The sequence below is a fragment of the Serratia sp. TSA_105.2 genome (assembly GCF_052692115.1).
The window spans coordinates 1-21,469 of record NZ_JBQZFT010000004.1; the positions used below are offsets into that span (position 1 = coordinate 1).

The 21,469-nt window shown below is 60.6% G+C and carries 17 protein-coding genes and 3 tRNA genes; 16 read left to right on the forward strand and 4 right to left on the reverse strand.

The window, feature by feature from the left end:
* Window positions 1–218: 218 nt before the first annotated feature.
* The 3 genes from mscM to rsgA all read right to left on the reverse strand — a co-directional run bounded on the left by mscM (window position 219) and on the right by rsgA (window position 5,599).
* Window positions 219–3,566, reverse strand: coding sequence for a miniconductance mechanosensitive channel MscM (gene mscM, locus ACUTSC_RS14175; protein WP_445653406.1), 3,348 nt, complete (start codon window positions 3,564–3,566; stop codon window positions 219–221).
* A gap of 13 nt (window positions 3,567–3,579) precedes the next feature.
* Window positions 3,580–4,473 (reverse strand): archaetidylserine decarboxylase, encoded by an 894-nt coding sequence (gene asd, locus ACUTSC_RS14180; protein WP_060440899.1) that lies wholly within the window; start codon window positions 4,471–4,473, stop codon window positions 3,580–3,582.
* Between the two features lie 76 nt (window positions 4,474–4,549).
* The gene (gene rsgA / locus ACUTSC_RS14185) at window positions 4,550–5,599 is read right to left on the reverse strand and encodes a small ribosomal subunit biogenesis GTPase RsgA (RefSeq protein WP_004929686.1); all 1,050 of its coding nucleotides are present in this window, start codon (window positions 5,597–5,599) and stop codon (window positions 4,550–4,552) included.
* Between the two features lie 245 nt (window positions 5,600–5,844).
* Between rsgA and orn the strand changes: the two genes are divergently transcribed.
* The 4 genes from orn to ACUTSC_RS14205 all read left to right on the forward strand — a co-directional run bounded on the left by orn (window position 5,845) and on the right by ACUTSC_RS14205 (window position 6,930).
* The gene (orn, locus tag ACUTSC_RS14190) at window positions 5,845–6,390 is read left to right on the forward strand and encodes an oligoribonuclease (RefSeq protein ID WP_033636776.1); all 546 of its coding nucleotides are present in this window, start codon (window positions 5,845–5,847) and stop codon (window positions 6,388–6,390) included.
* 192 nt (window positions 6,391–6,582) lie between these two features.
* Window positions 6,583–6,658 (forward strand) — tRNA-Gly (locus tag ACUTSC_RS14195).
* Window positions 6,659–6,724: 66 nt separating this feature from the next.
* A tRNA-Gly gene (locus ACUTSC_RS14200) sits at window positions 6,725–6,800 on the forward strand.
* A 54-nt stretch (window positions 6,801–6,854) separates the two neighbouring features.
* A tRNA-Gly gene (locus ACUTSC_RS14205) sits at window positions 6,855–6,930 on the forward strand.
* Between the two features lie 310 nt (window positions 6,931–7,240).
* On the opposite strand, the gene queG is transcribed toward ACUTSC_RS14205, so the two are convergent.
* On the reverse strand, window positions 7,241–8,380 hold the full coding sequence (queG, locus tag ACUTSC_RS14210) for a tRNA epoxyqueuosine(34) reductase QueG (protein WP_197767117.1): 1,140 nt from the start codon (window positions 8,378–8,380) through the stop codon (window positions 7,241–7,243).
* Between queG and nnr the strand changes: the two genes are divergently transcribed.
* From nnr to nsrR, 12 genes are all read left to right on the forward strand, one after another.
* A complete protein-coding gene (gene nnr / locus ACUTSC_RS14215; RefSeq protein WP_445653407.1) occupies window positions 8,379–9,893 on the forward strand; it encodes a bifunctional ADP-dependent NAD(P)H-hydrate dehydratase/NAD(P)H-hydrate epimerase in 1,515 nt (504 codons plus the stop codon). The genes queG and nnr overlap by 2 nt on opposite strands.
* Before the next feature lie 10 nt (window positions 9,894–9,903).
* A complete protein-coding gene (tsaE, locus tag ACUTSC_RS14220; RefSeq protein WP_130017351.1) occupies window positions 9,904–10,374 on the forward strand; it encodes a tRNA (adenosine(37)-N6)-threonylcarbamoyltransferase complex ATPase subunit type 1 TsaE in 471 nt (156 codons plus the stop codon).
* Window positions 10,375–10,381: 7 nt separating this feature from the next.
* Window positions 10,382–12,178, forward strand: coding sequence for an N-acetylmuramoyl-L-alanine amidase AmiB (gene amiB / locus ACUTSC_RS14225; RefSeq protein WP_445653408.1), 1,797 nt, complete (start codon window positions 10,382–10,384; stop codon window positions 12,176–12,178).
* Window positions 12,179–12,200: 22 nt separating this feature from the next.
* On the forward strand, window positions 12,201–14,084 hold the full coding sequence (gene mutL, locus ACUTSC_RS14230; protein WP_445653409.1) for a DNA mismatch repair endonuclease MutL: 1,884 nt from the start codon (window positions 12,201–12,203) through the stop codon (window positions 14,082–14,084).
* Window positions 14,077–15,018: a tRNA (adenosine(37)-N6)-dimethylallyltransferase MiaA gene (gene miaA / locus ACUTSC_RS14235; RefSeq protein ID WP_197767113.1), complete on the forward strand. Its 942-nt coding sequence runs from the start codon at window positions 14,077–14,079 to the stop codon at window positions 15,016–15,018. The genes mutL and miaA overlap by 8 nt, the downstream gene beginning before the upstream one ends.
* 114 nt (window positions 15,019–15,132) lie before the next feature.
* Window positions 15,133–15,441 carry an RNA chaperone Hfq gene (hfq, locus tag ACUTSC_RS14240; RefSeq protein WP_004933678.1) on the forward strand — a complete coding sequence of 103 codons (309 nt, stop codon included), beginning with the start codon at window positions 15,133–15,135 and terminating at the stop codon, window positions 15,439–15,441.
* A gap of 98 nt (window positions 15,442–15,539) precedes the next feature.
* A complete protein-coding gene (gene hflX / locus ACUTSC_RS14245) occupies window positions 15,540–16,820 on the forward strand; it encodes a ribosome rescue GTPase HflX (protein ID WP_004933675.1) in 1,281 nt (426 codons plus the stop codon).
* Between the two features lie 68 nt (window positions 16,821–16,888).
* A complete protein-coding gene (hflK, locus tag ACUTSC_RS14250) occupies window positions 16,889–18,139 on the forward strand; it encodes an FtsH protease activity modulator HflK (protein ID WP_033636782.1) in 1,251 nt (416 codons plus the stop codon).
* Window positions 18,140–18,142: 3 nt separating this feature from the next.
* Complete coding sequence (gene hflC, locus ACUTSC_RS14255) at window positions 18,143–19,147, forward strand: protease modulator HflC (protein WP_197767112.1); 1,005 nt, start codon at window positions 18,143–18,145, stop codon at window positions 19,145–19,147.
* Between the two features lie 63 nt (window positions 19,148–19,210).
* Window positions 19,211–19,411 (forward strand): DUF2065 domain-containing protein, encoded by a 201-nt coding sequence (locus ACUTSC_RS14260; RefSeq protein WP_004933666.1) that lies wholly within the window; start codon window positions 19,211–19,213, stop codon window positions 19,409–19,411.
* A 98-nt stretch (window positions 19,412–19,509) separates the two neighbouring features.
* On the forward strand, window positions 19,510–20,808 hold the full coding sequence (locus ACUTSC_RS14265; protein WP_033648701.1) for an adenylosuccinate synthase: 1,299 nt from the start codon (window positions 19,510–19,512) through the stop codon (window positions 20,806–20,808).
* A gap of 233 nt (window positions 20,809–21,041) precedes the next feature.
* A complete protein-coding gene (nsrR, locus tag ACUTSC_RS14270; RefSeq protein WP_015376391.1) occupies window positions 21,042–21,467 on the forward strand; it encodes a nitric oxide-sensing transcriptional repressor NsrR in 426 nt (141 codons plus the stop codon).
* Window positions 21,468–21,469: the final 2 nt, after the last annotated feature.

Genomic DNA, 21,469 nt, shown 5'->3' on the forward strand with positions numbered 1-21,469 from the left:
CTGAGCCTGCTTCCGGCAGTTGCCCCTGGGAAAGTCCCGAAGATAATGAATGATATCCTGGCAATGGCGGGGAGCTTCGTACTTCCTTCTCGACGGCAAAGGCATTACCCGCGAGCAGTAAAAAAGAAGCCGCAACGTTATACGTTGCGGCTTCCTCAAAAGCTTAACTGACAAGCATTACCGGCATTTGCCGGCCCTTTTTTTATCGCGAGAACCGCTTACAGGCCCCCGGCGTCGCGCTTGGTGTTCGGCGCCGGCGTAGACGGCGGCGTACGGCCGTTGTTGGTCAGCCGCGACAGCGTCTCGGTGCGCACCTGGAACGGCGGGTACGGCAGCGTGATGCCGTGCTCGCGGTAGCCCGCCAGGATCAGCTGGTGGATCTCGTGGCGCAGCGGCATGCGGTGGCCCATCTCGGCGGCGTAAATACGCATCTCGAAGATCTGGATACCTTGCTGCAGATCGACCAGGTAAACCTCCGGCGCCGGGTTATCCAGCACCAGCGAGCAGCGTTCGGCGGCGTTCATCAGGATCTTGGTCACCTCTTCGCTGTTGGCTTCGCCCGGTGCCGGCACGGTCAGCACCACACGGGTCAGGTTATCCGACAGCGACCAGTTGACGAACTGTTCGGTGATGAAGGCTTTGTTCGGCACGATGATCTCTTTGCGGTCCCAATCCGAAATGGTGGTGGCGCGGGTGTTGATCTTGGTGACGGTGCCGGTCAGGTTGCGGATCGTCACGGTATCGCCGATGCGGATCGGTTTCTCGAACAGGATGATCAGGCCGGAGATGAAGTTGGAGAAGATCTCCTGCATGCCGAAGCCCAACCCCAGGCTGAGTGCGGTAACCACCCACTGCAGTTTCGACCACTCGATGCCGATCCAGGCGAAGCTGAGCACCGCGCCGAACACCAGCAGCAGGTACTTGGTGATGGTGGTGATGGCGTAGCCGGTGCCCGGCGTCAGATCCAGGTGCTGCAGCACCGCCAGCTCCAGCAGTGCCGGCAGGTTGCGCACCAGCTGCATGGTGATGATCAACACCAGAATGGCAATCAGGACCGCGCCGAGGGTGATCGGATGGGCGGTCTCCACGCCGTTCACCGTCGAGGTCACATCCCACAGCGAGATGTTTTCCAGGAAAGCGAACGCGGAGTGGATCTCCGACCACAGCACGATCACCGACACCAGCGCGATCAGCGTCAGGATCGAACGCACCAGCCGCAGCGACTGGGCGCTGATGGTGTCCAGATCGAAGTCCGAATCGTCCGGATCGATGGATCCTTCGGTGCTGTTCGGGGTGTGCGAAGTTTCGTCTTCGCCGCGGGCGCGCTGGGCCAGGATGTCGGCACGGCGCTGTTTGGCGCGATCGAAGGCGATGCGTCGCCGCTGGATCAGCATCCAACGGCGGATGATGTGGTAGACAACCAGCAGCAGGAACCAGATCGCCACCGAGGTTTCCAGGCGCGCCAACAGCGCCTGCGCGGTGGTGAGGTAACCGACGGTCGAGGCCAGCGCCGCCAGCAGCGGCGCCGACAGCAGCAGCCCCCAGAAGGCGCTGTTGAGCATGTTGTCGCCGGAGCCGTTTTTATCCAGATACAGCGGGATGCCGGCGCGCTTCAGGCTGTGGGTGACCAGCGCCAGCGCCAGACACAGCAGGATGAAGCACAGCCGCCCCAGGGTGTTGGCGAATTCGCGCTCTTTCAGGCTATCGAAGGTGATCAGCGCCATGATCAGCGGCACGATCAGCCAGATCGACATCTTATAGTAACGCATGGCGCGCGAAACCTGCTTCGCCGGCCAGCGGAAGTGCACGATGAACAACCCCTGCGGATGGGCGAAAGCGGCGCAGATCATGCAGATCCACAGGATCGGCAGCGTGGCGGTCACCCCTTTGCCGATCGCTTCCGCCACCGGGTAGTTCCAGGCGCTCTGCAGGCCGTAGCCGAGCGCGGCCCACAGCACCGGCAGCGGCATCGCCACCAGAATCGACCAGAACACGGTGCGCACCGTCAGGAAGAATTCGTCCTGCGTCACCTTGCCGACGCGGCTGCTGGCGCGCTCGAGGAAGGCGTGATAGTGCTTGCGCGAACTGATGCTGAAAATCACCAGCAGCAGGGCGCCGAAGATCGGGATCAGCGTTTCGCGGCTGGTCACCATCATCATGAAAGCGCCGCCGAGCTGTGACAGCGTGTCCAGCGACAGGACGCGCGTCAGATCGTGCGCCACGTTGAGCGGATAAGAGAAGTTGATCGGATTGACGTCCGGCACCCAGAACAGATAGCGGTGGGTGGCGTCGCGAATTTCGTTCAACGCTTCGATCAGTTGGGTGTTGGCCACCTTCAGCTTGGTCAGCTCGAGGATTTGGGTGTCGCAACCGGACAGCAGCGAGTTCAGCAGCTCGCGCTGGGTGCGCAGCTGGGCATCGACGATGCGCTGCTCCTGGTTGGTCAGCGCGCTGCCGTCGTCGCGTTTGAATTCGCGTTGCGACAGTTTTTCCAGCTGGTTTTCAAACTGCAGGCGCTGCACGCGCAGCTGGGCCATGTCGCCGTCCAGCTGTTGCGGCTTGGGCATCTCCGGCAGCGTCGCCACCTGGGCGCGCAGGGTTTCCCCCAGCGCCGACGACGAGCCGAGCCACTGGGCCTGTTCGATGATAGTACTCAGCGCCTGGCGCACCTGCAGCGTCTGCGCCGCCGCCTGCCGCTGCTGCGACGAAATCAGATCCATGCGCTGCGCCTGGCTGTTCAGCGCGGCGGACAGTTCGCGGTTGATCTGCAGCTGTTGGCTGATGCTTTTTGGCAAGTCGCCGTTCTGCTCGGCCAGCTGCTCGGTTTTTTCCAGCGCCAGTTCCGCTTCGCGTTGGCGCTGGGCGTTGAGGTTGTTGCGCAGCGCCTGCAGCTGAACGTCTATTTTCTCGTGGCGCTTTTTATAGACCTCGGCGCGCATGCGCGCCAGCTCCTGACGGTTGTTGGCCGACAGCTGCGCCAGCTCCAGCTCGTCCACTTTGGCTTTGCGCGCCGCGGCTTCGGTCTGCAGCAGGGCCAGGGCGGCCTGCGCGTACGGGGTGGTCGGGTTGGCGGGCTGCGCCTGCAGACGGCGCTGCACTTCGGTCAGCGCGCGGCGGGCGTCGGTCTGCTGCTGCGGCAGCTGGCCGAGGGAATCGCTGATTTCCCGCGTGCGATCCTGCTCTTGTTGCAGCAGGCGCGCCTGTTCCAGCAGCAGGCTGCTGGTTTGCAGGATCTGCTGTTCCAGCTCGGCGGCCGGCAGATCGTCGCCGTTCGGCAGGATCTTGTTGCTTTCCAGCACCAGCTGACGGCGCAGTTCCTGCGTCATCTTCGGGAAATCGTCGATCACCTTCTGATACTGTTCAGAGCGAGTCTGCGACTCTTTACGCTCCGTCAGCCAGTTGAGGGCGCTTTGCAGCGCCTCGGTGGTCTCCGCCTGATTTGGCGCGTTTTTGCTGTTTTCCGCCTGCTTCAGCTCCTGTTTGAGCTGGTTCTCGGTCGGCACGGGGGCGGCCAGCGCCGGTTGCCACAGCAGGCAACCGAGCAAAAGCGTGATGATCAGGCGCACGGCGTCGATTCCTTTAGAGCGGGGTCTGTGGTGTTTCAGCGGCGGCCGGGATTTCGGCGAAGGCCTCACCCATGCGGGTGACGGTGCCGTTATGCAGCTGCGGCGCGAACTGCACGCTGCCTGCGGTAAACAGGTTGATCACCGTGGAGCCGAGTTTGAAGCGGCCCATCTCGGCGCCTTTTTCCAGCGCGATGGCGCCTTCTTCACCGGCGGCCGGGTAGGTCCAGCGTTTGATGATGCCTTCGCGCGGCGGCGTGACGGTGCCGGCCCAGACGGTCTCGATGCTGCCGACGATGGTGGCGCCGACCAGGATTTGCACCATTGGCCCGATGTCGGTGTCGAACACGCAGATCACGCGCTCGTTGCGCGCGAACAGGTTAGGCACGTTGGCGGCGGTGAGCGGGTTGACCGAGAACAGATCGCCCGGCACATAGATCATCTCGCGCAGCACGCCGGCGCACGGCATGTGCACGCGGTGGTAGTCGCGCGGCGCCAGATAGGTGGTGGCGAACAGGCCGTTGCGGAACGGCTCGGCCAGCAGGTAGTTGCCGGCCAGCAGCGCTTCCAGGCTGTAGTGGTGGCCTTTGGCCTGGAAGATTTGATCGTCGCGGATCGGGCCGAGCTGGCTGATGGCGCCATCGGCAGGCAGCGCCAGCCAGTTGGCGTCGGCGACGATCGGGCGCGCGCCGTCGCGCAGCGGGCGCACGAAGAAGTCGTTGAAGGTGGCGTAAGACGCCAGGTCCGGATTTTGCGCTTCCTGCATGTCTACGCGGTAGAAGCGGGCGAAGGCCTTGACCACCAGTTGGGTCAGCCAGCCGGCCCGTTTGTCGGCGCCCCAGCCTGCCAGGCGGGTCAGCGCCAGCTTCGGCAACCAATATTGCAATTTAATCTTGATGCTATCCAGCACGTTAACCTCGTGAATCAGGGTAAAGGGCGCGCATTGTAACGAGGGCTCCGCCGTCGTCAATGCCCGCCCGTCAGTGTCAGTCTGCGGCGTCCGTGAAGTTCTTGCGAACCTTCACCTGCGCCATGCTTTCCAGAATGCGGTGATAGTTGTCGAAACGCTCTTCCGCGATATCGCCTTTCTCCATCGCCGCGCGGATGGCGCAGCCGGGATCGGTATCGTGGCGGCAGTCGCGGAATTTGCAACCGCCTAAATAATCACGGAATTCGACAAATCCGCGGGTGATTTGTTCCGGCTCCAGATGCCACAGGCCAAACTCGCGCACCCCCGGGGAGTCGATCACGTCGCCGCCGTGCTGGAAATGGTACAGCCGCGCGGCGGTGGTGGTATGTTGCCCGAGGCCCGAAACGTCGGAAACCTGATTTACCAGAATTTGCTCTTCGGACGGCGGCAGCAGCGCATTCAGCAGGCTGGACTTGCCGACCCCCGACTGGCCGGCGAAGATGCTGATGCGCCCCGCCAGCGCCTGTTCGAATTCCGCCATGCCTTCCCGCGTCTGGCTGGAAACTTCCAACACCCGGTAGCCAATCTTGCGATAGATATCCATCATGCCGTCGACCAGCTTGCGCGCTTCGGCGTCCAGCAGGTCAATTTTGTTGAGCACGATCAGCGGCTCGACTTCGAGCGTTTCGCAGGCCACCAGATAACGGTCGATGATGTTCAGCGACAGCTCGGGCAGGATCGCCGACACGATGACGATCTGATTGATATTGGCGGCGATCGGCTTCACGCCGTCGTAGAAATCCGGGCGCGTCAGCACCGAGGTGCGCTCGTGCACCGCTTCCACGATGCCTTTTACCCCTTCATGGGTGCCCAGGCCGGGGCGCCACACCACGCGATCGCCGGTGACCAGCGAACGCAGCGTGCGGCGGATGTTGCAGCGGTGCTGAGTGCCATCCGGCGCCTCAACGTCGGCGTGCATGCCGAAACGGCTGATAACGACGCCTTCCTGCGGCTCGCCCAGCTGGGAATCATCCGGTTCCGGTTTGTTATCAGCGCGCTTCAGACGGCGCTGATGGTTCGCCTGCACGCGGCGTTGCTGGCCTTTGGACAGTTTGTTCTTACTCACTGCGCCTCACTTGAATCGGTTTTATACCTTTACGTATACGCACAGCTGCGGCGGGGGACTTGCCCCGAGCGCAGCCTTGAACCCGTCAGGGTATATGTCGCCCAGGGCGACCAAAAAGACTATGATACACGCTATTTTATATTAAATAACCGTTGTTAGCCGCCGGCTGCGGCGCGTCGCCAGCGGCGGCGCCCGTCGTCTCGTCCGCACAGCGTTTTTCTCTCGGCTTTTAGGCAGGAAACATCATGACAGGAAACGAAAATAACCTGATTTGGATCGATTTGGAGATGACCGGGCTGGATCCCGAGCGTGACCGCATTATCGAGATCGCCACGCTGGTCACCGACGCCAACCTGAACATCCTGGCGGAAGGGCCGGTGATCGCCGTGCACCAATCCGACGAGCAGTTGGCCTTGATGGACGAGTGGAACGTGCGCACCCATACCGGCAGCGGGCTGGTGGAACGGGTGAAAGCCAGCCGCCAGGACGATCGCGCCGCCGAGCTGGAAACGATAGCCTTCCTGCAGCAGTGGGTGCCGGCCGGCAAATCGCCAATCTGCGGCAACAGCGTGGGCCAGGACCGCCGTTTCCTGTTCCGCTACATGCCGGAGCTGGAGGCTTACTTCCATTACCGCTACCTGGACGTCAGCACGCTGAAGGAGTTGGCGCGCCGCTGGAAGCCGGAAATTCTCGCCGGTTTTAAGAAGCAGGGCACCCATCAGGCGCTGGACGACATCCGCGAATCGGTGGCCGAACTGGCTTATTACCGCGAACATTTCATTCAGCTTTAAGGCGATGGCGGCCCCTCTGGGGAAAAAACGCCGGTTTTAGCCGCTTAATTCGCCAATCTGGCGCTTTAATCGGCAATCAAACAAAAATCGCGTTTTTTTGCTTTCAGGGGCTTGCGGCAAAAAGGATTTCTCGTATAATGCGCACCCCGTACCGATGAAGAATTTCGTAACGTTCCACCATCGATACGCCGGGCGGGAATAGCTCAGTTGGTAGAGCACGACCTTGCCAAGGTCGGGGTCGCGAGTTCGAGTCTCGTTTCCCGCTCCAAATTCAACAATGTCGCGATGCGGCATGATGAATAAATAAAGCAGTATCAAGCAGTACCTATGCGACGCGGGAATAGCTCAGTTGGTAGAGCGCAACCTTGCCAAGGTTGAGGTCGCGAGTTCGAGCCTCGTTTCCCGCTCCAAAAATTCAAAGGTCACGTCAGTGTTTGGTGACCGGATGCCAAAAGCATCTCAATGCGGGAATAGCTCAGTTGGTAGAGCACGACCTTGCCAAGGTCGGGGTCGCGAGTTCGAGTCTCGTTTCCCGCTCCAATTTTCTCTTCGTTTCAAACTCAAATCCAACGCCTTATCCGGCGCGGGTTTTTGTCCCTTTTACACGCCTCGTAAAAATGTTGTGAACAGAGTTATCCACAGCCTCTGCACATAAACTCGCCTGCCTGAAAAATCAACGTCATACAAATTAAATATTTATCTATCTGATTTATAAGTTTATTTATTTATCCCAAAACGTTATGCCGATCACTTGCTCTTTTTGTTGCAGTTGAAAGACAACGTGTTTTTATTTTTATGCACAAATCCACAGAGTGAGACATCCGGTGAGATGGCCGCGCGGCGCACGCCGTCAGGCGTCCCTCGGCAAACCTTTTTCCACAGCCCGTATCAGCCGTTTTTTCTGCGCCGTCTGCACCTCGACGCCCTGCGCTTCGCGGCGGTCGAGCTGTTGCGCCAGCGCCCAGTGGATATGTTCGTCCAGCATGGCGTCCTGGCCCAGGCGCGTGCGCAGTGCGAGCACGACGCTGTCCTCGTAGGGCGCATTGCCCAGCGCCACGGCGATATTGCGCAGCCAGCGCAGGTGGCCGATGCGGCGTATCGCCGAGCCTTCGGTGATGCGCAGGAACTTTTCTTCCGTCCAGTTGAACAGATCGATCAGCTGCGGCGCATGCAGCGTGGCGCGCGGGCTGAAATCGTCTTCGTCGGTGAGCTGTGAAAAGCGGTTCCACGGGCAAATCAGCTGGCAGTCGTCGCAGCCATAGATGCGGTTGCCGAGCAGCGGGCGGAACTCCTCCGGGATCGCGCCTTCCAGCTCGATGGTCAGGTAGGAGATACAGCGCCGGGCGTCGACGGTATAGGGGGCGACGATGGCGCCGGTCGGGCAGGTGGTGATACAGGCGACGCAGCGGCCACACTGTTCTTCCTGCGGCTGATCGACCGGCAGCGGCAGGTCGATCAGCAGTTCGCCGAGGAAAAACCACGACCCGGCTTCACGGTTGAGAATTAGTGAGTGTTTACCAACCCAACCGATGCCCGCTTTGGCGGCCAGCGCGCGTTCCATCACCGGCGCAGAATCGACAAAGGGGCGAAAATTTAACTCGCCGCAATAGGCCTGGATCTGATCGCCCAGCTTTTTCAGACGCTGGCGCAACAGTTTGTGATAGTCGCGCCCCAGCGCATAGCGGCTGACGTAGCCCAGTTGCGGGTTCTGCAAAGTGCTGGCAAACGCCGCCTTGGCCGGCAGGTAGTTCATGCGTACGCTGATCACTCGCAGCGTGCCCGGCAACAGTTCGTGAGGGCGTGCGCGCAGCATGCCGTGGCGCGCCATCCATGCCATTTCGCCGTGGTACTGTTTGTCGAGCCAGGCCTGCAGCTTCGGCTCTTCAAGGCTCAGATCGGTATCGCAGATGCCAACCTGTTGGAATCCTAGCGATTGCCCCCATTGCTTGATATGTTGGGCGAGTTGATGGAGATCGAGGGGGTGCGTCATGACGGGCCACAGTGAAAAAGCATACGCTGACAGTTTACCACACTCTGTCTGGCCTGCGGATTGGATCCGTCGCTCGGAACCCGCCGCGGCGGCCTCGCTCGGTATTTCTCTTTACGATTTGATGCAGCGCGCCGGTCAGGCGGCCTACGTATTGGCGCGCAACGCGTACCCCTCCCGCGACCACTGGCTGGTGCTGTGCGGCCACGGCAACAACGGCGGCGACGGCTATGTGGTGGCGCGCCTGGCGAAGGCGGCGGGCGTACAGGTGACGCTGATCGCCTGCGAAGGCGTACGGCCTTTGCCGCCGGAAGCCGCGGCGGCCCGTCAGGCCTGGTTGGCCGCCGGCGGTGATATTCTGCCGGCAAACAGCCGCTGGCCGGCGTCCGTCTCTCTCATCATTGACGGCCTGTTAGGCACTGGCCTGGGCAGCGCGCCGCGTGCGCCTTACGACGCGCTGATCGAGGCCGCCAACCGCCATGCGGCGCCGGTGGTGGCGCTCGATATCCCGTCCGGCCTGCTGGCGGAAAGTGGCGCAGCGCCGGGCGCGGTCGTGCGTGCCGCGCACACCGTCACGTTCATCGGCCTCAAACCGGGGTTGCTGACCGGCCAGGCGCGCGACTGGGTCGGGCAACTTCATCAGAATGCGCTAGGCTTATCGGGTTGGTTGGCGAAGCAACCGGAGCAGATTCAGCGGCTTACCGCCGAGATATTGCCGCGCTGGCTGCATCCGCGCCGTCCCTGCGCCCATAAGGGCGAGCATGGCCGCCTGCTGTTGGTGGGCGGCGACCACGGGTTCGGCGGCGCCATTCGCATGGCGGCGGAGGCGGCGCTACGCAGCGGGGCGGGATTGGTGCGAGTGCTTACTCACATGGATCACGTCGCACCGCTGCTGGCGGCCCGGCCGGAGCTGATGGCGCAGGCGCTGGACGAGGCGACGCTGCGGCAGGCGATGCAATGGGCGGATGTGCTGGTGATTGGCCCGGGACTGGGCCAGGCTGAATGGGGCAAAAATGCCTTGAACGTGCTGCAAACCAGCGATAAACCGGCCTTGTGGGACGCCGATGCGCTGAACTTGCTGGCATTAAATCCCGAGAAACGGCAGAATCGCGTGATGACTCCGCATCCTGGAGAGGCGGCGCGGCTGTTGAGCTGCAGCACTGCCGACATCGAGAGTGATCGCTTACTTGCCGTGCGCAAGCTGACGGCGCGCTACGGCGGCGTGGTGGTGCTGAAAGGCGCCGGTACGCTGATCGCCGATGAGCAGGGGCAGATGGCGATTGCCGACGTCGGCAACGCCGGCATGGCCTCCGGCGGCATGGGCGATGTGCTGTCGGGCATCATCGGCGGTTTGCTGGCGCAAAAGCTCTCGCTGTATGATGCCGCCTGTGCGGGCTGCGTCGTACATGGCGCGGCCGGCGATCGCGTAGCGGAAAGACAAGGAACAAGAGGCATGTTGGCGACCGATTTACTGCCGGACATCCTTCATTTCGTTAACCCTGAGTGGGCAAAATAGACTTTATCGAATGAAAGAACTCGTTTTACCTCTACCAGACGAGGCAGCGACTGTCGCTTTGGGCACCACTTTGGCCAAGGCCTGCGATCGCGCCAGCGTCATCTATCTCTACGGCGACCTGGGCGCCGGTAAAACCACCTTCAGCCGTGGTTTCCTGCAGGCGTTAGGGCATCAGGGCAACGTCAAAAGCCCGACCTATACGCTGGTGGAGCCCTATGCCTTGCAGCCGCTGGCGGTGTATCACTTCGATCTGTATCGCCTGGCCGATCCGGAAGAGCTTGAATTCATGGGCATTCGCGATTACTTCGCGCAAGACGCCATCTGCCTGGTCGAATGGCCGCAGCAGGGCACCGGCGTGCTGCCGGAGCCGGATCTGGCGCTGCATCTTTGCTATCAGGGCGAGGGGCGAGAGGCGAAGATCGAGGCGATTTCTGCTTACGGCAGCCAACTGCTAGACCGTATTCATGGATCACAGGGATGATGCTGCAATGACGCACGTGTTGAAAAAATTTGCGGTCATCATGCTGATCGCCGTGCTGGGGCCGCTCGGTGCGCTGAACGCGCTGGCGGCTTCCTCGCTGTCCGATATCAAAGTGTCCAACGCCCAACGCGAAGCGACGGTGTCGGTGAGCTTCAATGGCCCGCCGGACTACGCGTTTTTCCCGTTGCACGGCCCGGAACGCGTGGTGCTGGACGTTAACCAGAAGGGCAAGGTCGGCGGCCTGCCGCTCAATTTCAGCGGGCAAAACCTGGTGAAAAGCATTCGCTCCAGCGCGCCGAAAGACGCTCAGAGCGTGCGCCTGGTGTTTGATCTGACCCAGCGCGCCAAAACCCGCGTCGCCACCCGCCAGAACGGCGGGGTGCATACCGTGGTGTTCACCATTACGGCCGAAGGCAGTGCCAATACGGTGGTGCGCAAGGCGCCGGTGCAAACGCCTGCGCCGGTAGCGGTCAACCCACCGCCGCGTCAGGCGCCGGTCGTGGTGCGTGAAGCGCCGGAGCCGCCGCTGCGCAAAACGCCGACGGGATCGAATCCCTTTACCCATAAACAGACCGTGGTCGCAGGCACCGCCACAGAGGTCACGCCGCGCAGCAGCCGCGTTTCCGCCGGTTCCGGCGATCGGGTGGTGGTGGCGATCGACGCCGGCCACGGCGGCCAGGATCCGGGCGCCATTGGCCCGAGCGGGCTGAAAGAAAAGAATGTCACCATCGCCATCGCGCGTCGCCTGCAGGCGATGTTGGACGCCGATCCGCAGTTCAAACCGGTGCTGACGCGTACCGGTGACTATTTCATCTCGGTGATGGGGCGCTCCGACGTTGCGCGTAAACAGGGTGCCAACGTGCTGGTCTCCATCCATGCCGACGCCGCGCCAAACCGCAGCGCCAGCGGGGCCTCCGTCTGGGTGCTGTCCAATCGCCGTGCCAACAGCGAAATGGCCGGCTGGCTCGAACAGCATGAGAAGCAGTCTGAGCTGCTCGGCGGCGCCGGCGATCTGCTGGCCAACAGCCAGGCCGATCCTTATCTGAGCCAGGCGGTGCTGGATCTGCAGTTCGGCCACTCGCAGCGCGTCGGTTACGATGTGGCGGTGAAAGTGCTGCAGCAGTTGCAGAGCGTCGGATCGTTGCATAAACGCCGGCCGGAACACGCCAGCCTGGGTGTACTGCGTTCGCCGGATATTCCATCGCTGCTGGTGGAAACCGGATTTATCAGTAATAGCACGGAGGAGCGGCTGCTGGGCAGTAGCGCGTATCAGGAGAAGATTGCCAAGGCCATTCACAACGGCCTGCGCAGCTACTTCCTGGCGCATCCGTTGCAAGCCGACCCAAAGGTGGAAAACCGACCGCTGGACGTCGCAGCGGCGGTTAACACCTCAACACCAGACGTGCGCCAGCCTGAGCCTATCGTCAGCTCGGCCGGCGCGAGCCGCAGCGTAAGCGGCAAGACCCAGATCCACGTAGTGAAGCGGGCGGAAACGCTGTCCGGCATCGCCGACAGCTACGGCACGACCATGGCGGCGCTGCGGGATCTGAACAAACTGAAGAAAGACGGCGTGTGGGTCGGGCAACGCCTGAAGGTGCCGGCGGGGAAAACCGCCGCCGTCGCCACCGTCGCCAAGGCGAAAACGCCGGCCAAGAAGCCGTCTAAACATAAAGTGGCCCGCGGGGATACGCTCTCCTCCATCGCTTCTCGCTACGGGGTCAGCGTCGGCGATCTGAAACGGGTCAATAATCTGAAGTCGGACGTCGCGCCGCTGGATCGGACGCTGACCATTCCGCAGGCCTAGCGCCATCGCTACAGGAGCCAGCATGCCTATCCAGGTGTTACCGCCACAGCTTGCCAACCAGATCGCCGCCGGAGAGGTGGTTGAACGCCCTGCGTCGGTCGTCAAGGAACTGGTGGAAAACAGCCTGGACGCCGGGGCGACGCGCATCGATATCGATATTGAACGCGGCGGCGCCAGGCTGATCCGCATTCGCGACAACGGCTGCGGCATCGGCAAGGACGATCTGGCGCTGGCGCTGGCGCGGCACGCTACCAGTAAAATCAGCACGCTCGACGATCTGGAAGCGATCGTCAGCCTCGGTTTTCGCGGCGAAGCGCTGGCCAGTATCAGCTCGGTTTCCCGTTTGACCCTGACGTCGCGCACCGCCGAGCAGAGCGAGGCGTGGCAAGCCTATGCCGAAGGGCGCGAGCAGGCGGTGACGGTCAAACCCGCCGCGCACCCGGTCGGCAGCACGCTGGAAGTGCTGGATCTGTTTTACAACACCCCGGCGCGCCGCAAGTTCATGCGCACCGAGAAAACCGAATTCGGCCATATCGATGAAGTGGTGCGGCGCATCGCGCTGGCGCGTTTCGATGTGGCGATCAACCTCAGCCACAACGGCAAACTGATCCGTCAATACCGGGCAGCGAAAGAAGAGAGCCAGCACGAGCGCCGTTTGGGCAGCATCTGTGGCCCGGCGTTTTTGCAGCATGCGCTGAACATCGACTGGCAACACGGCGATCTGAGCATCCGCGGCTGGGTGGCGGATCCGGCCGGGGCGCGCCAACTGGGTGAAATGCAATACTGCTACGTCAACTGCCGCATGATGCGCGATCGCTTGATCAATCACGCTATTCGTCAGGCCTATCAGGATCAGCTGAAGGACGATCAGCAGCCCGCTTACGTGCTGTATCTAGAGGTCGACCCGCACCAGGTGGACGTCAACGTTCATCCCGCCAAGCACGAGGTGCGTTTCCATCAGGCGCGGCTGGTGCACGATTTTATCTACCAGGCGGTAACCACCGTGCTGCAGCAGGCCGGTCAGACGCCGCCGCTGCCGCTGGCGGAAACGCCTGACGAAGCGCCCGCGCCGGTCTGGCAGCAGGAAAACCGCGTCGCCGCCGGCGGCAACCATTTTTCTCAGCCTGCGCCGCGTCGCGAAACGCCGCCACCGGCCGGCACCGCCCGCGAGCGTGCACCGCAGCCGGGTTGGCAAACGACCGGCGGTTACCAGAAACGCGAAGGCGAGCTGTACGGTAAACTGATGCAGCCCGTCGCCGAGCCGCAGGCCGATGCGGCGTCGGAAGTTTCGAGTAAGCCGCCGCTGTTCCCGCCGGCGAAAGCCGCAGCGGAAACGCCGTTGGCGGGCGGCCCGCACAGTTTTGGCCGGGTGCTGATGATTCATCCGCCGTGCTACGCGTTGATTGAACAGCGCCAGCAGCCGGCGTTGCTCAATCTGACGGTGGCCGAGCGCTGGCTGCGCCAGGCACAGCTCAACCCGCCGACGGAAGGGCTGCGGCCGCAGCCGCTGCTGATCCCAGTCAAGCTGACGTTGGAAAAGAGCGAAGCGGCGGCCATTGCACGGCATCAGGCGCTGCTGACGATGATGGGGCTGGATCTGCAGGCGGATCACGGCCGTGTGACGCTGCGCGCAGTGCCTTTACCATTACGCCAACAAAATTTACAAAAACTGATACCCGAACTGTTAGGCTATCTGGCCGAACATCAGGAGATGTCGCCCGCGGTGCTGGCCACCTGGCTCGCTCGCCGTCTTGGCAGCGAGCATGAACAGTGGAACACCTCGCAAGCGATACAATTGCTGACCGACGTTGAACGACTTTGCCCGCAGCTGGTCAAATCGCCACCGAGCGGACTTTTACAACCCGTTGATTTACAGGTCGCACTGGCGGCCCTCAAGCATGACTAACACTGAAATGACACCACATCCCCCGGCTATTTTCATCATGGGGCCGACCGCCTCGGGCAAGACCGCGCTGGCGATCGCGCTGCGCGAACGCCTGCCGGTGGAACTGATCAGCGTCGATTCCGCGCTGATCTACCGCGGCATGGATATCGGCACCGCCAAGCCGAGCGCCGAAGAATTGGCGCAGGCGCCGCATCGGCTGATCGATATCCGCGATCCCGCCGAAGCTTACTCGGCCGCGGAGTTCCGCGCCGACGCGCTGAAGGAGATGGCCGACATCACCGCCGCCGGGCGCATTCCGCTGCTGGTCGGCGGCACCATGTTGTATTTCAAGGCGTTGCTGGAAGGATTGTCGCCGCTGCCGTCCGCCGATCCCGCGGTGCGCGAGCGCATCGAACGGCAAGCGGCGGAGCAGGGCTGGGAGGCGCTGCACCGTCAGTTACAGGCGATCGATCCGGTCGCGGCAGTGAGAATTCATCCGAATGATCCGCAGAGACTGTCCAGAGCACTGGAAGTTTTTTTTATTTCGGGTAAAACTTTAACGGAACTGACTAAAATTTCGGGTGAATCGTTACCGTATCAAGTTCACCAATTTGCGATAGCGCCGACCAGCCGTGAGTTGATCCATCAACGCATCGAGCTGCGGTACCATCAAATGTTGGCGGCGGGTTTTGAGACGGAAGCGCGTGCACTTTTCGCACGGGGTGATTTGCATACGGACTTGCCCTCCATTCGCTGTGTCGGTTACCGCCAGATGTGGTCATACTTGTCTGGTGAAATTAGTTACGATGAGATGGTTTATCGTGGTATTTGCGCAACACGTCAGTTGGCTAAACGCCAGATGACCTGGTTACGGGGTTGGGAGTCGGTCCATTGGTTGGACAGTGAAAAGCCGGGAGAGGCTTTGGACTCGGTGACACAGGTTGTTAGTGCATAGGTTGGGTGATTGTGTACAATTGCTGAGTATTCAGCGCGCAAATTTTTTACGTCGTTTATTTTAGAGCCGACAGGTTCTTAGTTACAAACAACAAGCAAATAAGGAAAAGATAGAATGGCTAAGGGGCAATCTTTGCAAGATCCGTTCCTGAACGCATTGCGTCGTGAACGTGTTCCGGTTTCTATTTATTTGGTGAATGGTATTAAGCTGCAAGGCCAGATTGAGTCTTTTGACCAGTTTGTCATCCTGTTGAAGAACACGGTGAGCCAGATGGTGTACAAGCACGCTATCTCTACCGTTGTCCCGTCACGTCCGGTTTCGCATCACAGCAACAACCCGAGCGGCGGTTCAAGCAACTATCACCATGGCAACAATCCGTCTGCGCAGCAACAGCCGCAGCAGGAAAGCGATGACGCTGAATAAAGCGCGTTGCAAGTCAACCATGACGGGGAGCATAAGCAGCCGCGGGCTGTTTATGTCCCCCAAACTCACGGTAAGTGTCCGTTTGAGAGGTTGCACGCTTGTTTGACCGTTATGAAGCCGGTGAGCAGGCCGTACTGGTTCATATCTATTTCTCGCAAGACAAAGATACGGAAGACCTCAACGAGTTTGAGTCGTTGGTTTCCTCAGCCGGTGTCGAAGCTTTGCAAGTGGTGACTGGTAGCCGCAAAGCCCCGCATCCGAAGTACTTTGTCGGCGAAGGAAAGGCCGAAGAAATTGCAGATGCGGTGAAAGCCAGCGGCGCGTCTGTTGTCCTGTTTGATCATTCCCTTTCCCCGGCGCAGGAAAGAAACCTCGAGCGCCTGTGCGAATGCCGGGTGATCGATCGCACCGGGCTGATTTTAGACATCTTCGCCCAGCGTGCCCGCACCCATGAAGGTAAGCTGCAGGTGGAGCTGGCGCAGTTGCGTCACATCGCCACGCGTCTGGTACGCGGCTGGACGCACCTGGAGCGGCAAAAAGGGGGGATTGGCCTGCGCGGGCCGGGGGAAACCCAGCTTGAGACCGACCGTCGCCTGTTACGCGATCGCATCAGCTTGATTCTGCGCCGCCTGGAGCGGGTAGAGAAGCAGCGTGAACAAGGCCGACGCGCGCGGACCCGCGCCGATGTGCCGACCGTATCGCTGGTGGGCTACACCAACGCCGGCAAATCCACCCTGTTTAACCGAATAACGTCTGCCGAGGTGTATGCGGCGGACCAGCTATTTGCCACCTTGGATCCTACGTTGCGGCGCATCGACGTGCCGGACGTAGGAGATACCGTGTTGGCGGATACCGTAGGCTTTATCCGGCACCTGCCGCACGATCTGGTGGCCGCCTTCAAGGCAACGCTGCAGGAAACGCGCCAGGCATCTCTGCTGCTGCACGTCATCGATGCCGCAGATCCGCGCGTCGATGAGAACATCGAAGCGGTGAACACCGTGCTGGCGGAGATAGACTCGGATGAAATCCCTACACTGTTAGTGATGAACAAAATAGATATGCTGGACGATTTTGTGCCGCGTATCGACCGCAACGACGAAAACCTGCCGATCCGGGTGTGGCTGTCCGCCGCCAGCGGAGAGGGAATTCCGTTGCTGTATCAGGCGTTGACGGAGCGCTTATCGGGGGAGATCGCGCATTACGAATTGCGCTTACCGCCACGGGCAGGCCGTCTTCGCAGCCGTTTTTACCAGCTTCAGGCGATTGAAAAAGAGTGGAACGAAGAGGACGGCAGCATTGGCGTGGTGGTGCGAATGCCTATCGTCGAATGGCGTCGTCTCTGCAAGCAAGAACAGGACCTGATTGACTTTATCGTATGATCATATCCTGTTACATTTATGCTTCGCGAAAGCCTGAAGTACCCAATCACAGAATATGGAGCTAAAACATGGCGTGGAATCAGCCCGGTAATAACGGACAGGACCGCGACCCGTGGGGGAGCAGCAATAACAATGGCGGCAACTCTGGCGGTAACAACAAAGGCGGTCGTGATCAAGGGCCACCTGATTTGGACGATATCTTCCGCAAACTGAGCAAGAAATTGAGCGGTTTCGGCGGGGGCAAAGGCTCCAACAGCAATAGCGGCGGCACCGGCACCTCTGGTCCGGGCTTCAGCGGCCGCATTATCGGTATCGCGGCGGTGGCCGTGGTGGTGATCTGGGCCGCCAGCGGCTTCTACACCATCAAGGAAGCCGAGCGCGGCGTCGTGACGCGTTTCGGCAAGTTCAGCCACCTGGTGCAGCCGGGCCTGAACTGGAAACCGACCTTCATCGACGACGTGCGTCCGGTGAACGTGGAGTCCGTGCGTGAGCTGGCGGCGTCCGGCGTGATGCTGACCTCCGATGAAAACGTGGTGCGCGTGGAAATGAACGTGCAGTACCGCGTGACCAACCCGGAAGCGTACCTGTTCAGCGTCGTCAATGCCGACGACAGCCTGAGCCAGGCGACCGACAGCGCCCTGCGCGGCGTGATCGGCAAATACTCGATGGACCGCATCCTGACCGAAGGCCGTACCGTGGTGCGTAACGATACGCAGCGCATGCTGGAAGAGACCATCCGTCCTTACAACATGGGCATCACGCTGCTGGACGTCAACTTCCAGGCGGCGCGTCCGCCGGAAGAGGTGAAGGCGTCGTTCGACGATGCGATCGCCGCGCGTGAGAACGAGCAGCAATACATCCGTGAAGCGGAAGCTTACGCCAACGAAGTTCAGCCGCGTGCGAACGGCCAGGCGCAGCGTCTGCTGGAAGACTCCAAGGCTTATAAGGACCGTACCGTCCTGGAAGCTCAGGGTGAGGTGGCGCGCTTTGCCAAGCTGTTGCCGGAATACAAGTCCGCACCGCAGATCACCCGCGAGCGTCTGTATATCGAAACCATGGAAAAAGTGCTGGGCCATACCCGTAAGGTGTTGGTGAGCGACAAGGGCAACAACCTGATGGTGCTGCCGCTGGATCAGATGCTGCGCGGCCAAGGCGCGGCGCCGGAGAGCGGCAACAAGGATACCAGCCTGATTCGCCTCAATCCGAATCCTGCGCCGGCTGCCAACAGCAGCGCCCCGCGCACCAGCGGCGGTTCGATTATGGATCAGCGCCGGGCGAATGCGCAGCGTGACGACACCACTCGCGTAGGGAGAGAGTAATCAATGCGTAAGTCTTTTGTAGTTATTGTCCTCGCGGTGCTGGTGGTGCTGTACGCTTCGCTGTTCGTGGTGCAGGAAGGCCAGCGCGGCATCGTGCTGCGCTTTGGCAAGGTTCTGCGCGACGGCGAAAACAAGCCGCTGGTGTATGAGCCGGGTCTGCACCTCAAGATCCCGTTCATCGAGACCGTGAAGAACCTGGATGCGCGCATCCAGACCATGGACAACCAGGCCGATCGCTTCGTGACCAGCGAGAAGAAAGACCTGATCGTTGACTCCTATCTGAAGTGGCGCATCAGCGACTTCAGCCGTTACTATCTGGCGACCGGCGGCGGCGACGTCTCCCAGGCCGAAGTGCTGCTGAAACGCAAGTTCAGCGACCGTCTGCGTTCCGAAATCGGCCGCCTGGACGTGAAAGACATCGTGACCGACTCGCGCGGCAAGCTGATGTCCGATGTGCGTGACGCGCTGAACACCGGCACCGTGGGTGACGGCGAAGAAGTGGCGACCACCGAAGCCGATGATGCTATCGCCTCTGCGGCGGCGCGCGTTGAACGGGAAACTACCGGCAAACAGCCGCAGGTTAACCCGAACAGCATGGCGGCGCTGGGCATCGAAGTGATCGACGTGCGTATCAAGCAGATCAACCTGCCGGCAGAAGTGTCCGACGCCATCTACCAGCGTATGCGCGCCGAGCGTGAAGCGGTAGCCCGTCGTCTGCGCTCGCAGGGCCAGGAAGAAGCCGAGAAGCTGCGCGCCAGCGCGGACTACGAAGTGACCCGTACCCTGGCGGAAGCCGAGCGTCAGGCGCGTATCACCCGCGGTGAAGGCGATGCCGAAGCGGCCAAGCTGTTCGCCAACGCGTTCAGCCAGGATCCGGACTTCTATGCCTTTATCCGTAGCCTGCGTGCCTATGAAGCCAGCTTCAAGGACAACCAGGACGTGCTGGTACTGAGCCCGGACAGCGATTTCTTCCGCTACATGAAGTCGCCTGATACCCTGCGCAAGTAAGCGCGGCAGGCAATCTGATCGAGGGCCCGTTTACGCGGGCCCTTTCTCGTTTTTGGGGGATGCATGAACTCAACGATTTGGCTGGCGCTCGGGCTGGTTCTGGTGCTGGAAGGATTGGGGCCGATGCTGTTTCCGCAGGCCTGGCGCAAAATGATTGTGGCGATGTCGCAGTTGCCGGACGCGACGCTGCGGCGATTTGGCGGTGGAATAGTGGTTGCGGGTTGCGTGATCTACTACATGTTGAGCGGCCGCACGGGTCTTTAAAGTCTAGCCCAAAATTTACGCAATCGTATGCTAAAAGTGCTGAAAATCGAAAATTACGGTGGTAGAATCCATTTTTAAGCAATCGGTGATTTTGAAAAATGGGTAAGAACGTCGTCGTACTGGGCACCCAATGGGGTGACGAAGGTAAAGGCAAGGTTGTAGACCTGCTGACTGAACGGGCTCAATATGTTGTGCGCTACCAAGGTGGCCATAACGCTGGCCACACTCTGGTAATCAACGGTGAAAAAACCGTCCTTCATTTAATTCCTTCAGGTATTCTGCGTGAAAACGTCACCAGCATCATCGGCAACGGTGTTGTTCTGGCGCCGGACGCATTGATGAAAGAAATGGGTGAACTCGAAGCGCGTGGCATCCCGGTACGCGAACGTCTGTTACTCTCTGAAGCTTGCCCGCTGATCCTGCCTTACCACGTCGCGTTGGACAACGCGCGTGAGAAAGCGCGCGGCGCGAAAGCGATCGGCACCACCGGTCGCGGTATCGGCCCGGCTTACGAAGATAAAGTGGCTCGTCGCGGCCTGCGCGTCAGCGACCTGTTCAACAAAGAAACCTTCGCCGTTAAGCTCAAAGAGATCGTCGATTACCACAACTTCCAGCTGGTCAACTACTACAAAGTTGAAGCCGTCGATTATCAGGCGACGCTGGACTACGTGCTGTCTATCGCCGACATCCTGACCGCCATGGTGGTTGACGTTTCCGAACTGCTGGACGGCGCGCGCAAGCGTGGCGACCTGATCATGTTCGAAGGCGCTCAGGGCACCCTGCTGGATATCGACCACGGTACTTACCCGTACGTCACCTCTTCCAACACCACCGCCGGCGGCGTGGCTACCGGTTCCGGCATCGGCCCGCGTTATGTGGACTACGTGCTGGGCATCGTGAAAGCCTACTCCACTCGCGTGGGTGCAGGCCCGTTCCCAACCGAACTGTTCGATGAAACCGGCGAGTACCTGTGCAAGCAGGGTAACGAGTTCGGCGCCACCACCGGCCGTCGTCGTCGTACCGGCTGGCTGGACGCGGTAGCGGTGCGTCGTGCCGTGCAGATCAACTCCCTGTCCGGCTTCTGCCTGACCAAGCTGGACGTCCTGGACGGCCTGAAAGAAGTGAAGATCTGCGTGGGCTACCGCATGCCGGACGGCCGTGAAGTGGATACCACTCCGCTGGCGGCTGAAGGCTGGGAAGGCATCGAGCCTATCTACGAAACCATGCCAGGCTGGAGTGAAACCACCTTTGGCGTGAAAGAGCACAGCAAGCTGCCTCAGGCTGCGCTGAACTACATCAAGCGCATCGAAGAAGTGACCGGCGTACCGGTAGACATTATCTCTACCGGCCCGGATCGCAGCGAAACCATGATCCTGCGCGACCCGTTCGACGCATAATCAGGCTTTGCGGCATTAAACAAACCGGGCGTGTCCCGGTTTGTTTTTATCCTGACTCCCTCCGATTGCGGTTTCACGTCAAAAAATCCTTTCATAAACCCGCCTTAGGGCGCGGGATTCGCTAAATAATTAGCGACGAACTCTCCGGCTGGTTTATTATCCAATGAGTAATCTTTTGAATAGCGCCGAAACGCGGCGTATCAGACGGGTAAAGTGATACCCAGAGGTAAGATGTGCAGTTAACAAGTTTTACTGATTATGGTCTGCGGGCGTTGATCTACATGGCCTCGTTGCCGCAGGACAAGATGACCAGCATCTCGGAAGTGACCGAGGTTTACGGCGTGTCTCGCAACCATATGGTGAAGATCATCAATCAGTTGAGCCGGGTCGGTTTTGTCACGGCGGTGCGCGGCAAGCATGGCGGCATCCGTTTGGGCAAACCGGCCGAGAGCATTCGCCTCGGCGACGTGGTGCGGGCGCTGGAGCCGCTTGCGCTGGTTAACTGCAGCAGCGAGTTTTGCCACATCACCCCTGCCTGCCGACTGAAGCAGGTGCTCCAACAGGGCGTACAGAATTTCCTTGAAGAGCTGGATAAGCATACGTTGGCCGATATGGTCGAAGACAATCCGCCGCTCTACAAGCTATTGCTTGTCGAATAAAA